The sequence below is a fragment of the Odoribacter splanchnicus DSM 20712 genome, from assembly GCF_000190535.1.
GTDB lineage: Bacteria > Bacteroidota > Bacteroidia > Bacteroidales > Marinifilaceae > Odoribacter > Odoribacter splanchnicus.
Window position 1 is genome coordinate 186,311 of record NC_015160.1, and the last position, 17,596, is coordinate 203,906.

A 17,596-nucleotide genomic window follows, 5' to 3' on the forward strand; every position below is an offset into this window, starting at 1 on the left:
TCCGGGACGGACCTTTCGTCCTATTTTCGGGACGAAAGGTCTGTCCCGGAATCCCAAAACCTATCTTTTTTCAGATAATTCAAAATAATTACCGGATTATCGTTTTCGTTCAATTGTTCATTAAGTCGTTTGAGTGGGTCTTGAACAATCTGTCCCTGATTCTCAAGGTATTCACACCTTGCTTTGATTAGCATGACTTCCCACCATTCGACACATATATCCTGAGACATTCCTCTAACAATAAGCATGGGGACGATATTCGGGTCAACGGAATTGATTTCGGCAAAAATGCCCTGCCGGCTATTCTTATTCCAAAACAGATAATAATTTTTTCCACCTATCGCATTTTCAACAATCAGATTATTCTCACTTTCCATAATGTTTACAGGCACCACATATTTGCGTCTTATCCACTCCTCCTGTAATTGTGTATTATTTTTAGTTTTCCGGTTCGCCAAATAATTCTCGGGAATTTCCTGTTTCGGTATGTAAATTGTATAAAGAATAGAGTATATCTGAAAACCGGGAAATACGATGAGCCAGAAATAACAAAGTGTCATTTAGCGGATAGATATTTTGAATCCCGGAGTCCACTTCCTTTCCGTCAGAAGAGGGGATCAGAACGGCCGGCCGGATATTTATCTTCGATAAAGCCGGTACCTGGAGTCAGAAATACAACCTGGTATGGGATGAATTACTGGGATTGAATATCTTTCCGAAAGAAGTCGCTCAGAAAGAGATCGCTTATTATCTCACCAAACAGAATCTTTATGGATTACCTTTGGATTCTCGCCGTACGTATACGAAATCCGATTGGATCATGTGGACGGCTACGATGGCACCGGATGTTGTGACGATGCAGAAATTTATCGCTCCGGTGTATAAATATGCGAACGAAACGGGCAGCCGTGTGCCTATCAGCGATTGGCACGAAACACCCGATGCTAAACAGGTCGGATTCCAGGCTCGTTCTGTTGTCGGTGGTTATTTTATGCCGATGTTGAAAAAGGAGCTGATGAAATAAAGAACTTTTTGTGTTATCCTAATTTGAGAAAGGGTTCCTGGGGATTGGTGCAATTTTCCGGGGACCTTTTTCTGTTTATACCGACATCTGCTAGTAATTGTACGAACGATGTATCGGTAGCGAGATATAGATTTCCAATTACCCGTAAATTAAGGAAGAATGTGTGATAAAACTTTTGTTATCCGGGGAATGAAGCTGAAATAGAAGTTGGTTTAAATCGGTTTATAAAGTTTCTGGTCTCTGTCGCTATCCTCTTGACGAAACCTCCGGTTCCGGTCATTCGTTTCAACAGCTGTAAAAAAGTATCAGCAAGGTTCAAAGACTTAATAAGCTTTTTATATACTAATTACACTAGGTTGTGTAAATCATTTTGAGAGAATCAGAAATTTTGTAATTGAATTTTATATTATTTATTGTTAATAGGAATATTTCTATTAAATTTGCAACTGTTGTATAGTTGTAGGCTGAGGGTGTTTATTCCATCAGTTCGGAGGGAAGCGTTTTTTCTAAGTCGGCAAAAAGATTACTTGAAAAATGATTAAAACGTGCCGTTTTAATTTAGTTTTTTAAGTTTATAAAGTTGTGCTTCGGCACTTAAAGTTCATCGACTCCGGTATAGTATCTTTCGGAATTTTGTTCGGGATGACATCGCTGGGGATTGTTGAAAAGTGTCGTAGGGGCTATGAACTTTATAGATTTTATAAACTAAACTTTCCGGTACGATAAATTTGAATTCTTTTGGAGGTATGACAATGTCGTTTACCGGGGTAAACGACATCATAAGTTATCTCAGGAGAATATTCAGGAACACTCAGATGGAAGTTTTAAATTTAGTACTGGTCTATTTGCAGAATCTTATGCATGCCGATGTGACTATTCATAAAGAGGAAACAGATCAGGTTTGGTTTAATGAAGCCCGGAGTATAAGTGACTTTAACAGTCATTTGATGATCGGGGAGATTATGTGCACTTCGTTTTTAGCGGATTGGGTCGAACGGGCCGGTAAAGATCCGGTGTTGATGAAAGTGATTATGGAACGCTTTAACCAGTTTAATCAATTGTATCGTTATGACGACAATTTTGGCTGGACCCATCGGTATCTGACAATCCGCGAGCAGGGAGCCCTGCTTGCCCTGAACGATTTGCCTGCAGTTACCCGGGAAACGATCGCCCGTTATCTGATTTTACAGCATACCTCCCTGGAACGTCAGCAAAAATTGTTTTATTGTCGCGAATCGTTTCTGAAACAGGAGTATAAATTGAGATTGACTCCGACAGAATTGTTGGAACTTTCGTTGTCTTTGCTGGCTTCCGGAAAATTGGAAGGTGATAGTAAAAGTGTCACACAAATCGGTACGGTGCGTTTTTTGGCCGATTGTCTGGGACTCGATTTCCCGGCTAATTATGATTCGCTGATGTACCAATTGAAGGAGAGAGAACAGCTGACTAAATTTATGGACGAATTACGCCAAAGCCTGATCGCTTATCTGCGAAAGAAAAATAGTTGATTGTAAGCTTTTGAGAATGAATAGGGGGGATATAGGGGAAAATTATGTGGCCGTACACTATGATAACGATTATACTTGTCGTATATTTTTGTATTATTATTACAGTAGTAGAATGACGACTGTAATTGCAATTCAAAGTCTGAGGAATATGGCCGGAATAAAACGACAAAAGCAAAATTCAACAATAACAGAGATACAGATTGTCTATCGTTATAGGGGGAAATGCAGGGAAACAGATTGGGAGGAAAAGGTGTTGAAGTGGTTACTTATAATTGCCTTGCTATGGTTATTCGATTGATTATTAAAATCCTGCGGGTAGGTTTTAGCCTGACCCGCAGGATTCGAAGTTTATTTTTCCAGCTCTTTCCAGACTAAAGCAGCAGCTCCGTAAATGGCGACATTCTTAGTCAGTTTAGAAGGTAAGATTTTGACTTTATTGCTATAAATCTTCAAAAGATTCATTTCCATATGATCTTTTACCGGTTCGAAAAGCAGGTCGCCGGCTTTGGCCAGGCCTCCCATCAGGAAGATGGCTTCTGGGCTGGTGATGGCAACGGCGTTGGCCAAAGCTTCACCCAGCATTTTTCCGGTATATTTGAAAGTATTGATAGCGATCATATCGCCTTTTTGTGCAGCTTCGCTTACGATTTTCGCATTCATTTCATTGAAAGGGATGGATCTCAATTCGCTCGGATAGTTATATTTAGCCATCATTTTATAAGCGGTGCGTTTTACTCCCGTGGCAGATACATAGGTCTCCAGACAACCGCTACGTCCGCAACCACATTGGCGGCCGTTGGGAGAAACGATGGTATGACCGAGTTCTCCGGCAAAGCCGTCGTGTCCGTAAACCAATTCGCCGTTGACTACGAATCCACTACCCAGACCGGTACCTAAAGTGACCATGATGAAATTTTTCATCCCTTGGGCACCGCCGTAAATCATTTCACCGATAGCTGCAGCTTTGGCGTCGTTGTTCAGATAAACCGGCAGTTCGGGATAGTATTCTTTCATCATATCGCACAAAGGAATGACATCGTGCCAAGGCAGGTTCGGTGCAAATTCGATCGCTCCTTTGAAGTAATTACCATTGGGTGCTCCGATTCCGATTCCTACAAAGTTGACTTCCTGGCGGATAGGATCCAGTACTTTTTCGATTTCCAGATATAATTCTTTCAGATAATCGTTGATATCTTCATGTTTAGCTGTCGGGATGTTCCCTTCTGTAAGGTAGTTCCCTTCTCTGTCGATAAAACCAAAAGCGGTGTTGGTACCACCGATGTCAATCCCTAAAGCGACGTCTTTTTTCATGATCTTGTGATTTAATTAGTAGTGCAAATATAGCCCTAATATTTAAAAATCAATTCTCCTCCCCGGACAATTTCGGCATTTTCGAGCTGGAAATTGTCGATTCGTAACCCGTTCGGTTCTATTTTCCGGATAAGAACCTCTATGGAATGCCGGCTTTCGACTTTGAGAGTGAAAGTTTTTCCCTCTGTCGGTTTGCTCCGGATCTACCTGACCGTTGTATCCGGAAGTGCCGATGAACAGATTGACCGGAATATCCTGCCGGACATGGGCTGAAGACTGTAAAAAAGGATTGCAACGATAGAAAATCAACTGATTTTCATGTTCATGTTACTATTTCTGACGATTTATTTCCGGCATTGTTTTTAGCATTATTCAAAAATTCTTTCGGGGGAACTCCGAATTGTTCTTTAAAACATTTCGTGAAATAAGAAGAAGAACTGAACCCGACCAATTCGTAGATTTCGTTGATCCGGTATTCTTGTTGTAAAAGCAATTCGGCAGCCATCTTCAAACGGATTGTCTTCAGGTAGTCGTTGGGCGACATACCTGAAATTCCTTTGATTTTCCGATAGAAATTCGAACGGCTCATACACATGATTTCTGCCAGTGTGTCGATAGAGAAAGTAGGTTCCTGCAGGTTCTTTTGAATTTCGGTATCCAGACGTTCGATAAATTCTTTGTCTTTGGGCGAAATAGCCATCGTTTCGGCTGTAACCAAAGGTGAAGAAGCGAAAAGTTTCCGTAGTTTCTGACGGTTTTGCAACAGATTGTCTATTTGAGTCTTCAAATGTTGTACAGAGAAAGGTTTTTCGATGTAAGCGTCCGAGCCGTATTGAAGTCCTTTGATTTTATCGTCGGTCGTAGTCTTGGCGGTTAAAAGGATAACCGGAATGTGACAATATTGAGGGTTGTTCTTGATACTTTCACACAGGCTGTAACCGTCCATCTCCGGCATCATGATATCGCTGACTACCAGATCGACGTTTGTTTCCTTTAGAATGGCGAGTGCCTCTTTCCCGTTCCGGGCCATCAGGATGCGGTAATATTTATTCAATTGTTCGGCTGTCAGGCTCAGCAATTCGGTGTTGTCTTCTGTTAAAAGAATACTATAGCTGCCTTTCCCTTCAAGAGTCTGGAGTTCTTTGCCCGTATCGCTTACCGGAGAGGTCAACAGTTCCAGTTTTACCTGATCGTCTTCTTGGGTATTTTCTTGCAACAGAGGAATATGGATAATAAATGTAGTTTTCTGTGTTTGTTCGTCCAGATAAAGTCTGCCGCCATGTTTTTCTGCCAGCAACTTGGCTAAAGGCAGGCCGATTCCGGTTCCGCCCCGGCTGTTGTCCGTTTGATAGAAGATTTCAAAAATTCTTTTCCTGTCCGAACGGGGAATGCCCGGACCGTTGTCGGATACCCGGATCTCGAAATATTCCTGCTCGGTTTGTAATGTCACTCCGATCTTATCGTGGGCATATTTCAGGGCATTGCTCAAGAGATTGCTGATGATCTTTGTCAGTGCTTCTTCATCCGCACAGCCGATATAAGGAGTTACGGGCAATTGGACATCCAGGGCGATATTTTTTAACTGGGCTGCCGGGGCAAAACGACTTACTATGTTGTGAAGTAATTCGTTTAAATTGTATTTTCTCAGTTTGAGTTTGAATTCATTTGTCTCTGTTTTCCTGAAATCCAGCAGTTGGTTGATCAGGTTGAGTAAAAGGTCCGTGTTTTGATTCATGGTAGTGAGGTATTTCCTCGTCTCTTCATTGCCGTCGCCGGATTGGATAATACTTTCCAGAGGCATTTTGATCAAACTTAACGGAGTACGGATTTCATGGGCTACTTGAGTGAAAAAGTTTATTTTGGTTTGATAGGTTTCTTTTTCCTGTTGTTGTCTGTATTGTTTCAGTAATTCTTCGTGTTGCTTCTTCACCCGCTTGGACCAGGATCTGAAAGTCATAACTCCCAGGAATAAGATTAAAATGGTATAAAACAGATAAGCCCAGCTGCTTTTCCAGAAAGGGGGAAGAATCTGTAAACTGATCGAGGAACCTTCGGTATTCCATAAGCCGTCGTTGTTCGAACCTTTCACCCGAAAAACATAATCTCCCGGTTGGAGGTTGGTGTATGAGGCTTCATTTTTACCATCGGTATAGATCCATTCTTTATCGACTCCTTCCAGCATATAGGCATATTCATTCTTGTCCGGAGCCTGATAACTGAGGGAAGCAAAAGTAAAACTGAAGGTATTCTGATCGTAGGGCAGCGTAATCGCAGAAGTTTGAGTAATGGACCGGGATAAAGGGGAGTCAGGAGTATCGGGCCCTATTTCCTGATTGAAAAGGCTGAACCGGGTGATGACTACTTCCGGTATATAAGTATTTTCCCGGAAATCTTCGGGATAGAAACAGTTGAATCCGTTGATTCCGCCGAAATAGAGCTTGTCGTCGTGAGCATGCAGGGAAGAATGGAAATTGAACTGGTTACTTTGCAACCCGTCGGCTTGCGTATATAGTTTCCATTTCCGGGTCTGAGGATTGATCGATAATAATCCGGCATTTCCGGCTATCCATAAATTTCCGGCTTTATCTTCTTCGATGGCATAAACCACCGGATTAGGCAATACCTGGTTTTCCGGATCGAAAGAAGCAAAAGTTTCGGTGTCGTAATCGAATGTACACAAACCGGCTCCTTCTGTCCCGAACCAGATGTTCTGCCGGCTGTCTTCGAAAATGGTGATGATACTGTTACTGGTTACAGATCCTTTTTGGTCGGGGTTATAGTTGTAATGTGTCCAGCTCTTATCCGGGTAATGATAGCGGAAAAGGCCGGTATTATAAGTCGCAATCCACAGATTGTTTCTGCTGTCTTCCAGGATGTCGTAGATGTGGGAAGTGGTTCCGACATCGGTGATGAGTGAAAAATCCCCGGTGGATGAATTGTAACGGTTTAATCCCCAGGCTGTTCCGATCAGGATAGTACCTTCCCGGTCTTTGTATATGGAGTAAATACTGTTGTCACTGATGGTTCGGATATCTCCGCGCGTATGCTGATGATTGACGACCCGTCCGGTGGTAAGATCCAGGATGTCCAGGCCTCTTGAAAAAGTGCCTATCCATAATTTCGGGCCGTCGAGGAATAAAGCATGGATATTGTGATAGCTGATACTGGCTCCCCGGGCTCCCGGCAGATAGCTCTTAATCTGGTTTGTTTTCGTGTTCAAATAGTTCAAACCACCGTCTTCTGTAGCTATCCAGATATTTCCCTGTGCATCTTCACAAAATTCACTGATGGCTTTACCGGAGATAGATCCCGATTGATAACGGGGAAAATAAGATTGGAAAGGTTTCAGGTTACGGGGCAGATAATTCACCCCTCCCAGGTTGGTGGAAATCCAGATACCGCCTTCCCGGTCTTTGAAGATATTGAAAATAGACTGATCACTCAGACTTTTCGGATTCGAAGGATCGTCCATTCGTAAAAACTGGTGGGTCGTCCGGTTGAAAAGGTACAGCCCGTTGTCCGCTCCTACGAGTAATTCGGTATCCGAATACACAAGAATACTACGGATATTGGTCACATTGGTCGTGCCGAACTGAGTGGGGAAAGTATGTATTCGATTACTTTTCAAATCCAGCATGTTCAGGCTGTTGGTGCCGAGACTGAACCATAAGGTATCGTTGTAGTAATAAAGTGCATTGGTTTCGTTATTTTGCTCCGTAGTCTGGAGGTCGGGAGAAAAGGAACGTTTATAGATTCCGTTAGGGGCGAAACAAATGATTCCTTCCTGCCGGGTGCCGATGTACATATCCCCTGAACCGGAGGAGGTAATGGATTTGATAAAAGAAGAATGTTGTGTATTTTGAATCAGAGTGTTGGTCTGGGGAGTATAGATAAACAATCCCTGTCCGAAAGTAGCTATCCAGATTGAGCCGTCGTGGCTCTGCTCTATATCGTAAACATTACTACTGATTAATACTCCGTCTTCCGTTTTATTGTCGAAAAATTCAAACTCTTCCTGCTGTGAATTGAAAATGTATATTCCCCGGTTTGTACCTACCCAAAGATTTTGTCTTTCATCTTCGAAAATGGTCCGGACAATATTATTTCCCAAAGAAGTACTGTCTTTCGGGATGTGGCGGAAAATTTTGAAGTTTTTCCCGTCGAAACGGTTCAAACCGTCACTGGTACCGAACCACATAAAACCTTGATGATCCTGTATTGTATACCATACTGTATTGTGAGACAGTCCGTTTTCTACCTGATACTTGACAAAAGAAAATTGATTGTAAGCATAAGATAGTACGGAATGTAAAAGCACGAAAAACAAACTAAGTATGATTTTCATAGGTACATCTTAGTGGTTTAAAACTGTTTTTACAAAGTAAACAATTGATTTTGGATTCTGCAAGAGCAGGAAATTGTTCTCTATTTATTCTTTGATTTTTAGAGTCGGATATATTTAGTTAATCTGTTGGTATTTAGTAGATTATGTATTTTATACAAACGTGTGCATGGTCAGATTTTGTAAAAAAAAGAATAGAGATTGCTATTTTCCTTTAAAAAAAATAGATTACTTTGTAATATACAATAGCTGCAATAAAAATTAGTAAAAAGATGAAAAGAATAAAAAATGTATTGATTTTTTTTCTGGCTATGGTAATGCTAGGAGCTTGCCGGGATAAAAAGTCTGAAAAAAAAGAGGAGGAGAATATACAGCAAGAAAATACATTTGTAAATCCGCTGAAAACGGAAGGTGCTCAATGTTGGGCGAATTATTACGATGGTTGGTATTATTACATGCAGGAGGCGGTCGATCGGTTGGAATTGTGGCGTACCCGGGATATTACGGATTTGGAACATGCGGAGCATAAAGTGATCTGGATACCGAAAGATCCGTCTAATGCTCATCATCTGTGGGGACCTGAAATTCATCCCATTGCAGGCAAATGGTATGTGTATTATGCTGCTTCCGACGATAATATGGATAATCATCAATTATTCGTATTGGAGAATAGTTCGGCAGATCCTTTCGAAGGTGAATTCGAGTTGAAAGGACGGATCAGTACGGATAAGAATAACAATTGGGCGATCCATCCGAATGTCTTCGAACACCGGGGAGAATGGTATATGACCTGGTCCGGTTGGCAGTCCCGTCGGGTGAGTACCGAACACCAATGCATTTATATCGCTAAGATGAAAAATCCCTGGACCCTGGAATCCGACCGGGTTTTACTTTCGAAGCCCGAGTTCGAATGGGAACGCCAATGGATCAATCCGGATGGAAGTAAAACGGCATATACGATTTATGTGAACGAATCCCCTCAGTTTTATAAAAGCCGGAAAGGGGATAAGATTTTCATCTTTTATTCTGCCAGTGGTACCTGGACTTGTTTTTATGCGGTAGGAATGTTGATGGCCGATGCCGACAGCGATTTGCTGGATCCGGATTCCTGGACGAAATCAACCCGCCCTGTGTTTAAACAGTGTCCGGAAAATAAGGTATACGGACCGGGACATGTCAGTTTTATCCCTTCACCTGACGGGAAAGAGGATTATCTTTTATACGACGCCCGAAGTGTAGAAAACGACCCTGCCGGTTCCCGGGATTCCAGAACACCCCGTTTGCAAAAGATCGAATGGGATAAGGACGGAATACCTTATTTAGGTGTACCTCTACCGCTTTCTGTCCGCTTGAATAAACCTTCGGGTTTATGAGTGAACGTCGGGGGCGAAATATAGAATAAGTGTAGAATAATTTTGGAAATCAGAACCGTAGAGGTGTGGTTGTTCAGGGAGATGAATATACAAAATATGTTTTAAAAAATATAGAAAGATTGTATTTCTAACTTTTTTTTGAATATCTTTCGCCATCGTTTGATTGGTGTATTTTGAATTATAATTTTTACATATGGTAACAAGGAGAGATTTTATTAAGAAAAGCGGCTTGGCTATAGCTGCTGCGGCGATGAGTGGTTCCCCTTTGAAGGCTATGATGGGAAATAACGGACAGGGAAGCGGTGCTTCTGCAGCTGCCGACGGTTATGTATGCCAACGTCCGAAACCCGAAGAACGTCATTTTACTTCAAAGGCCGTTGAAGAAGTGATCGCCGGAACGAAAAAGAAATTGAAAGATCCGAAACTGGCCTGGATGTTTGAAAATTGTTTCCCGAATACATTGGATACTACTGTTAATTTTAAGATGATCGACGGTAAACCCGATACTTTCGTGATTACAGGAGATATCGATGCCATGTGGTTGAGGGATTCAGGAGCACAGGTGTGGCCATATGTAGCTTTGTGTAAGAAAGATGAACAATTACGTCTGTTGATTGCAGGAGTGATTAATCGGCAGACCAAGTTAATCCAGATCGACCGTTATGCCAACGGTTTTACTCATGGAGCGGAATCGAGCGAATGGGCGACCGACCTTACCGAGATGAAGCCGTATGTGCACGAACGGAAGTGGGAAATCGATTCCCTGTGCTATCCGATCCGGCTGGCTTATCAATATTGGAAAGTGACCGGTGATACCAGTGTTTTCGATCAGGAATGGAAAAAATCGATGGCGTTGGTGCTGCAAACGTTTAAGGAACAACAGCGGAAAGACGGACACGGACCTTATAAATTCCAACGGAAGACCGAACGACAACTGGATACCTTGAATAATGACGGTTGGGGAAACCCTGTCAATCCGGTGGGATTGATCGTTTCTTCTTTCCGGCCTTCGGATGATGCAACGACTTTCGGTTTCCTTATTCCTTCGAATATGTTTGCCGTTGCCTCATTGAAACAATTGGCCGAGATTTCGAATAAGGTGTCGGGTGACAGTACTTTTGCTTCACAGTGTATGGCTTTGGCCGACGAAGTGCAGGCCGCTATCCATAAATATGCTATCGTAAACCATCCGAAATATGGGAAAGTATATCCCTTCGAGATCGATGGCTTCGGTAACAACTACTTTATGGACGATGCCAATGTGCCTAGTTTGCTGGCGATGCCCTACCTGAAAACTATCTCTGCGAAAGATCCGGTTTACCGGAATACCCGTAAATTGGTCTGGAGTCAGGATAATCCTTTCTTTTTCAAAGGAAAAGCAGGCGAAGGAATCGGTGGCCCTCATATCGGTTACGATATGATTTGGCCGATGAGTATTATTATGCGTGCATTTACTGCGGACAATGACGGTGAAATACGTCAATGTATCCGGATGCTGAGAGATACAGACGGTGGTACCGGATTTATGCACGAATCTTTCCACAAAGATAATCCGACTAAATTCACCCGGCATTGGTTCGCCTGGACGAATACCTTGTTCGGGGAATTGATTGTGAACCTGGTGGAGAATAAAAAGATTTCACTACTGAATAATCTATAAAACCAAATACTTATCCCTGTATTCCGGTATAGGAAATAGGGGGATAAAATTTGAAACTACACTTAATTTTTAACAGAATGGAACAAAAGAACAAGTTTATTTACATCTTGCCCGTAATGTTCGGTTTTTTCATTATGGGATTCTGTGATTTGGTGGGGATTTCTGTAACTTATGCGAAGGAGCAGTTCCAGTGGACCGAAACACAAGCCGGCTTTTTGCCGTCAATGGTATTTTTGTGGTTTTTTATCTTGTCTGTACCTACAGCCATGTTAATGAACCGGATAGGACGAAAAAATACAGTATTATTGAGTATGCTGTTCACTTTCGCCGGCATGGTATTGCCTTTCATTGATTTCAGTGAAACCTCCTGTTATGTTGCGTTTGCCTTATTGGGAATCGGTAATACCATTCTGCAGGTATCTTTGAATCCGTTATTGGCGAACGTTGTACAGGGAAAAGGGTTGACCAGTAGTTTGACGGCAGGGCAGTTTGTAAAAGCCATTTCTTCCTTTGTCGGACCGCTTTTGGCTGGATATTGTTCGGCTGCTTTAGGAAACTGGGCGCTGATGTTCCCGATTTATGCCGTGGTTACTTTGATTTCCTCCGCTTGGTTGTTCCTGACTCCGATTCAGAGAGAGAAGGTCGAAGGAGAAACCTCCTCTTTTCCTGCAACTTTAAAATTGCTGGGAGATAATAAAATTTTATTGTTATTTTTTGGTATTTTGTGTGTCGTTGGCTTGGACGTGGGAATGAATACATTGACTCCGAAATTGTTACTCGAACGAGTTCCGGGGATTTCTACCGAAAGTGCAGGATACGGTACAAGTTGGTATTTTGCTGCACGTACGATAGGTACTTTTTGTGGTGCTTTCCTGTTGGCCAAATTATCTGAAAGAGGCTATTTCCGGATCAATATGATCATTGCTATGATTGCGGTTTGTGGGTTGTGGTTCGCTACCGGCCAGGCTGCAATTCTTACTTTGGTTTGTATTATCGCTTTCGCGGCTTCCAGTATCTTCGCCGTGGTTTATTCTATGGCTATTCAGGCACGTCCCGAAAAAGCGAACGAAATTTCCGGTTTGATGATTACGGGGGTTGCCGGTGGTGCTATCGCTCCTCCATTGATGGGGATCTGTGCCGATGCTGTCGGCGGACAAGGTGGTTCAGTTACTATTATTGCTATTTGTACTGCTTACCTGTTATTCTGTTCTTATGGAATTAAAGTAGCTAAGAAATAAGTTGAATATTATTGAATGGCTTTTAACTAAAAGTCCTGGAGAATTGAAGATTCTTCAGGACTTTTTATTTACAGGAGGAGTCTGCCGCTCTCTATTTTTTCTTCCGGCTTCTGCCTACCACTTGAATACTGAGTTCATATAGGAAATAGAGAGGTATAGAGACCAGTAATAAAGTGAAGACATCCGAAGTTGGGGTGATGATCGCTGCTATGACCAGGATACCCACTAAAGCATATTTCCGGTATTGTTTCAGCATGGGAGCGGTGATCAGTCCTAATTTAGACAAAAAATAAGCGATAATAGGGATTTCAAAAGCTGCTCCCAGCAATAACGAGAGCATGGTAAAACTGCTGATGTAGGAAGAGATCGATATTTTATTGACTACAAGTTCACTGACCTGATAGGTTGCCAAAAAACGGAAAGAAAGCGGAAAGATCACGAAATAATTGAGCAAGATGCCGGTAATAAATAGGAAAAACCCCGGAATCATAATTTTCAGGCAGGTTTTACGTTCGGCTTCATGTAGGGCCGGACTGATAAAACCGAACAACAAATAAATGATGTAAGGAGAAGCGAGCAACAAACCGGCATAAAACGCAGTGCTCATATGAATCATGAATTGTGAGGTCAACTGGATATTGATCAGCTCTACATGAAAGTCTTCTACTTGCAGGGAAGGCATGGAAAAATCGGCCGCCAGTCGGTTGAAAAAACGATAGAGAATAAAATCCGACTGCTGTGGAGCCAGGACGATATCGAAAAGTAATTCTTTATTCAGAAAAGCTATACAAGCCAAAAGGATAACGGCTATGGCAATACGAAAAAATACCTTTCTGAGTTCATCCAAATGATCCCAGAAAGTCATCTCTTTCTCATTTGCTTCCTGCATGCTTTTAAAAGTTGAGAATTACTTTTTATCGTTATTATCGGGATTCAAATCATTTTCAACGCCATTCATGCCGTCTTTGAAACTTTTTACTCCTTTCCCCAAACCTTTCATCAATTCAGGTATTTTCCGGCCTCCGAAAAGTAACAACACAATCAACGCAATAAAAAGAATTTCTTGTCCACCCAAACCAAAAATCAATAATCTTTCCATTTTTTAATTTATTTATCGCACAAATTTAATGATTTCTCCCGGATTTTTCTAAGCTTATGGTTATTTTAGAACTATTTTTGTTCATTACGAATAAGAGATCGTGATTCAATTGCTATACTCCATGCTAAAGTTTATGAAATAATTTTTGGGAGATATTGATTTTATTTCTATTTTTGCAATATATTTCAATTCCATCCGACTCTGTGCGGATGATTATACTTACAAATCAATAAAATCCATAGCATCATTTCTATGTATGACATTCTGGAACTAAATGACAAATTGCTGGCAGATTTGCGGCAGATTGCTAAAACGTTAAATATCAAAAGAGTAGAGTCTTATAAAAAACAAGAACTAATCTATAAAATATTGGATCAGCAGGCTTTAGTGGCTGCTCAGTCTGAACCTGTTGTAGAGCCTGCTGCTCCCGAAGCCGCTGCTCCGGTTGAAAAAAGAGAGAAAAAACCGAGAATCCGGGTAGTTCGTCCCGGAGTAGAGAAAGTAGGTGACTCTAAAGGTGGGGTACAAAAATTCGCCCGTCGCGAAGAGAAGAAAAAAGGAGAAGTAAAGAAGGAAGAGGTGAAAAGCGAAGAGATAAAGAACGAGGAACCGCTGCGTGAAGAAGTAAAAAAGGAAACTCTAAAACAGGAAGAACCTAAAAAAGAAGAACGCCGCCGCGAAGATTTCCGGCAGAATCAAAATAACCGCGAAGAAAAATGGAGCGGAGGACGTAAAGAATTTGCCCGGAAGCCTCAGAATAATCCCCCAAAAGAGCGGGCTAATCGTTTTGTACATGAGGATATCATAGAAAAAGATCTGGATTTCGGAGATGTGATCGAAGAAGAATTCGATAAAGAAAATTACGATTACCAAGGTGAACGCGAAAACGATACGATACAACCGGAATTAGTAGAAGTACAGGAAAACCGGTATGAGGAAAACCGTCAGGAACCTGCGATTGGAAATGGAAACGGAAATACTAATCCGAACCGGATGCGGTTTGATAAGCGCGATAAATATTATGAATTCGAAGGTATTATTCTGAATTCGGGTGTATTGGAAATTATGCCCGATGGATATGGCTTTTTGCGTTCCTCGGATTACAATTACCTTAACTCTCCCGATGATATCTATGTTTCGCAAAGCCAGATCAAGTTGTTCGGTTTGCAAACCGGAGATACCGTAGAAGGAACGGTACGGCCGCCGAAAGAAGGAGAGAAGTATTTTCCTTTGATCAAGGTGGAAAAAATAAACGGGAAAACTCCCGATGCAGTCCGGGATCGTATTCCTTTCGATCACCTGACTCCTCTGTTTCCGAATGAGAAATTCAATATTACCGGTAATGGAAAAGCTACCATTTCTACCCGAGTTGTAGATATGTTCGCTCCGATCGGTAAAGGACAGCGCGGTCTGATCGTCGCTCAGCCTAAAACCGGTAAAACCGTATTGCTGAAAGAGATTGCCAACGCGATCGCTGCGAATCACCCCGAAGTTTATCTGATCATCCTGTTGATCGATGAACGTCCTGAGGAAGTAACAGACATGGCACGGAGCGTAAGAGCCGAAGTCATTTCTTCTACTTTCGACGAACCGGCAGAAAGACACGTCAAGGTGGCCAATATCGTTTTGGAAAAAGCCAAAAGAATGGTGGAATGCGGACATGATGTGGTGATCCTGCTGGATTCTATCACCCGTTTGGCACGTGCTTACAATACGGTATCGCCCGCTTCCGGTAAAGTTCTTTCCGGTGGTGTAGATGCCAACGCTTTGCATAAACCGAAACGCTTCTTCGGAGCTGCCCGGAATATTGAGGGCGGTGGATCGCTGACTATTTTAGCTACGGCTTTGACCGAGACCGGCTCGAAGATGGACGATGTGATTTTCGAAGAATTTAAAGGTACCGGTAATATGGAATTGCAATTGGATCGTAAGCTTTCCAATAAACGGATTTATCCGGCTGTGGATATTACTGCTTCCAGCACTCGTCGCGAAGATTTGTTGCTCGAGGAATATACCCTCAACCGCATCTGGATTCTGAGAAACTACCTGACCGATATGAACTCTGTGGAAGCAATGCAGTTTGTGAAAGATCGGCTTGAAAAAACAAAATCGAACGAGGAATTCCTGATTTCGATGAATGATAAATAAGAAATTAATTTCAATACTTTTTTAAAAGAAGGTGTCTGAAAAGGATGCCTTCTTTTTTTGTTATGCTGCCCGTTTATTATCCATTTTTATTTTTAAAACATCTTTGGTCTTCTCTATTATCTCTTTTGGAAAAGTAATCCTCCAGAAATAAGTAAGAAATAAAAGAAAGCTGTTTTTTTTAGCCAGTTTCCTTAGATTATGTGCAATAGCAACCAGGGTAAACTCTGTTTTTACCTTCTCCAGCCCTCTTAATCTAAATCGGTTCCATGCCGAGTTATGCTTTATCTGTGCGAAGACAGCTTCCGGTTCTATACATCGTCTGCCCCGATGATAAATACCTTCTTCGCTCATGAGTTTTTCGCGCGCTTTTTGTTTATACCTGTTAAGTTTATAGTTGACTTCTATGATCCGGTTGGTCTTTGATTTATGACATTGAGATCTCAGCGGGCAACCCTCACAGTTCTGTGCCTGATAACGTTTCAGTACGGATACATATCCCAAATCGGACTTACTTTTCCTTTGACCTGTATATTCCATATGTTGTCCCATCGGGCATACGTAGTAATCCTGTTCCCGATTGTAGTAAAGGTTCTGTATGGCAAAAGCATCCTTCTTCCAGGCACACTTCTGCTCTTTGTGGAAATAATTGTACTTGACAAAAGCCTCTATACCCGCATTCTCCATAAACTCGTAGTTTTGTTCACTTCCATAACCGGCATCAGCTACTACTATAAAGGATTGCCTATGATAAGTCTCCCGAAAATCTTTCAAAAAAGGAATTAGAGTTCCTGTGTCTCCGGCGCGCCTGTAAATGCCCAGATTTGTAATAAACTGATTCTCTGTAGCAAGCTGTATATTATAGGCGGGTTTCAATTGCCCGTTTTTCATATGATCCTCTTTCATGCGCATGAAGGTCGCATCCTCATCTGTCTTACTGAAAGAATTACGATCCCCTAATTTCTCCAATTGCGATTCATATTTGGCAAGGCGGGGCAGATATTCTTCCTGTAGCTTTTTGACTTGCTTTTGCTCGGCTTTGTTCATCCCGGAGAGCCGTTTGTTTAAAGCGCTCACTTTTTCCCGCAAACCACAGGAATCCATATCCGGTAAGGTATCCGGTGTCCTTTCCTGTTTGTCCTGCTCAATATGTTTGTCTACCTCACTAAGGACTGCCTGTATTTTCGACTCCAGTTTTGCCTTGTTCTTTTCCACACTCCCACGCCAGACAAAAGTGTAGCGGTTGGATGCCGATTCAACTTTGGTGCCATCGATATACTGTACATCCAAACTGACATAGCCGGATTCCTGTAGCAGCAGAACAATGGCTGAAAACAACGATTTTATATTTTCTTTTAAGCGTTTGCCACGGAAATCATTGATAGTGCGGAAATCGGGAGTACTATTACCTGACAACCACATGAAGTGAATATTCTCCTGTAAGGCCTTTTCTATTTTGCGACAGGAATAGATATTGTTCAGGTATGCATAAAACAGGACTTTGAGCATCATACGGGGATGGTAGCTGCTGGTTCCTCCTCCTTTATATGCCCGCAGCAGACTGCTAATATCTAAGGCATCTACAACACTGTTTACTACACGAACGGGATGGTTCGAAGCTATCTTTTCCGATAAACTAACCGGAAAAAGTACATTTTGGTTGGAAGTTAACTCTTTAAATACTATCTTAGCCATTGCTATAATGTTTGTTTTTTTGCAACGGTAAGATAATTCTTTTTACCGAAATAAACAATAGCAAAAGGGGCTATCCGACTTTTTGGACAGCCCCTTCTATTTTTTGTGGAAAAATTCTTTTTTACTTTCAGATTGTAAGTCAAAATATACTCTTACAATAAAATATACTATTCTTATCGTTTTTTACTGCTCATTTGTATA

General features: G+C 41.8%; 12 protein-coding genes and 1 pseudogene. 7 read left to right on the forward strand and 6 right to left on the reverse strand.

Annotated elements, in window-relative coordinates; genetic code table 11:
- Positions 1–20: 20 nt before the first annotated feature.
- Complete coding sequence (locus ODOSP_RS00790) at positions 21–560, reverse strand: hypothetical protein (protein ID WP_013610521.1); 540 nt, start codon at positions 558–560, stop codon at positions 21–23.
- A gap of 83 nt (positions 561–643) precedes the next feature.
- Here ODOSP_RS00790 and ODOSP_RS00795 point away from each other — a divergent pair.
- Both ODOSP_RS00795 and ODOSP_RS00800 read left to right on the forward strand, forming a co-directional pair.
- A pseudogene (locus tag ODOSP_RS00795) lies at positions 644–1,024 on the forward strand (DUF1793 domain-containing protein); the annotation flags it as partial.
- Between the two features lie 815 nt (positions 1,025–1,839).
- Positions 1,840–2,532, forward strand: coding sequence for a hypothetical protein (locus tag ODOSP_RS00800; RefSeq protein ID WP_013610522.1), 693 nt, complete (start codon positions 1,840–1,842; stop codon positions 2,530–2,532).
- A 348-nt stretch (positions 2,533–2,880) separates the two neighbouring features.
- Here the strand turns inward: ODOSP_RS00800 and ODOSP_RS00810 are convergent, their stop codons facing one another.
- Positions 2,881–3,843, reverse strand: coding sequence for an ROK family protein (locus tag ODOSP_RS00810; RefSeq protein ID WP_013610524.1), 963 nt, complete (start codon positions 3,841–3,843; stop codon positions 2,881–2,883).
- 141 nt (positions 3,844–3,984) lie between these two features.
- On the opposite strand from ODOSP_RS00810, the gene ODOSP_RS20365 reads away from it, so the two are divergent.
- The gene (locus ODOSP_RS20365; RefSeq protein WP_259306029.1) at positions 3,985–4,116 is read left to right on the forward strand and encodes a hypothetical protein; all 132 of its coding nucleotides are present in this window, start codon (positions 3,985–3,987) and stop codon (positions 4,114–4,116) included.
- A 49-nt stretch (positions 4,117–4,165) separates the two neighbouring features.
- Here the strand turns inward: ODOSP_RS20365 and ODOSP_RS00820 are convergent, their stop codons facing one another.
- The gene (locus ODOSP_RS00820) at positions 4,166–8,188 is read right to left on the reverse strand and encodes a hybrid sensor histidine kinase/response regulator (RefSeq protein ID WP_013610525.1); all 4,023 of its coding nucleotides are present in this window, start codon (positions 8,186–8,188) and stop codon (positions 4,166–4,168) included.
- Positions 8,189–8,457: 269 nt separating this feature from the next.
- Between ODOSP_RS00820 and ODOSP_RS00825 the strand changes: the two genes are divergently transcribed.
- The 3 genes from ODOSP_RS00825 (at position 8,458) to ODOSP_RS00835 (ending at position 12,456) form a co-directional block, all read left to right on the forward strand.
- On the forward strand, positions 8,458–9,558 hold the full coding sequence (locus ODOSP_RS00825) for a glycoside hydrolase family 43 protein (RefSeq protein ID WP_013610526.1): 1,101 nt from the start codon (positions 8,458–8,460) through the stop codon (positions 9,556–9,558).
- A 193-nt stretch (positions 9,559–9,751) separates the two neighbouring features.
- Positions 9,752–11,218 (forward strand): glycoside hydrolase family 125 protein, encoded by a 1,467-nt coding sequence (locus tag ODOSP_RS00830; protein ID WP_013610527.1) that lies wholly within the window; start codon positions 9,752–9,754, stop codon positions 11,216–11,218.
- Positions 11,219–11,295: 77 nt separating this feature from the next.
- Entirely contained in the window at positions 11,296–12,456 is a 1,161-nt protein-coding gene (locus ODOSP_RS00835; RefSeq protein WP_013610528.1) for an MFS transporter, read from the forward strand.
- Positions 12,457–12,547: 91 nt separating this feature from the next.
- On the opposite strand, the gene tatC is transcribed toward ODOSP_RS00835, so the two are convergent.
- Together tatC and ODOSP_RS00845 are read right to left on the reverse strand one after the other, a co-directional pair.
- The gene (gene tatC / locus ODOSP_RS00840) at positions 12,548–13,345 is read right to left on the reverse strand and encodes a twin-arginine translocase subunit TatC (RefSeq protein ID WP_013610529.1); all 798 of its coding nucleotides are present in this window, start codon (positions 13,343–13,345) and stop codon (positions 12,548–12,550) included.
- An 18-nt stretch (positions 13,346–13,363) separates the two neighbouring features.
- Complete coding sequence (locus ODOSP_RS00845) at positions 13,364–13,555, reverse strand: Sec-independent protein translocase subunit TatA/TatB (RefSeq protein ID WP_013610530.1); 192 nt, start codon at positions 13,553–13,555, stop codon at positions 13,364–13,366.
- Positions 13,556–13,807: 252 nt separating this feature from the next.
- Here ODOSP_RS00845 and rho point away from each other — a divergent pair, with 252 nt between their 5' ends.
- Positions 13,808–15,703 (forward strand): transcription termination factor Rho, encoded by a 1,896-nt coding sequence (gene rho, locus ODOSP_RS00850; protein WP_013610531.1) that lies wholly within the window; start codon positions 13,808–13,810, stop codon positions 15,701–15,703.
- A gap of 60 nt (positions 15,704–15,763) precedes the next feature.
- Here rho and ODOSP_RS00855 read toward each other — a convergent pair whose 3' ends face one another.
- Positions 15,764–17,395, reverse strand: a complete 1,632-nt coding sequence (locus ODOSP_RS00855) for an IS1182 family transposase (protein WP_013610532.1) — start codon at positions 17,393–17,395, stop codon at positions 15,764–15,766.
- Positions 17,396–17,596 lie beyond the last annotated feature (201 nt).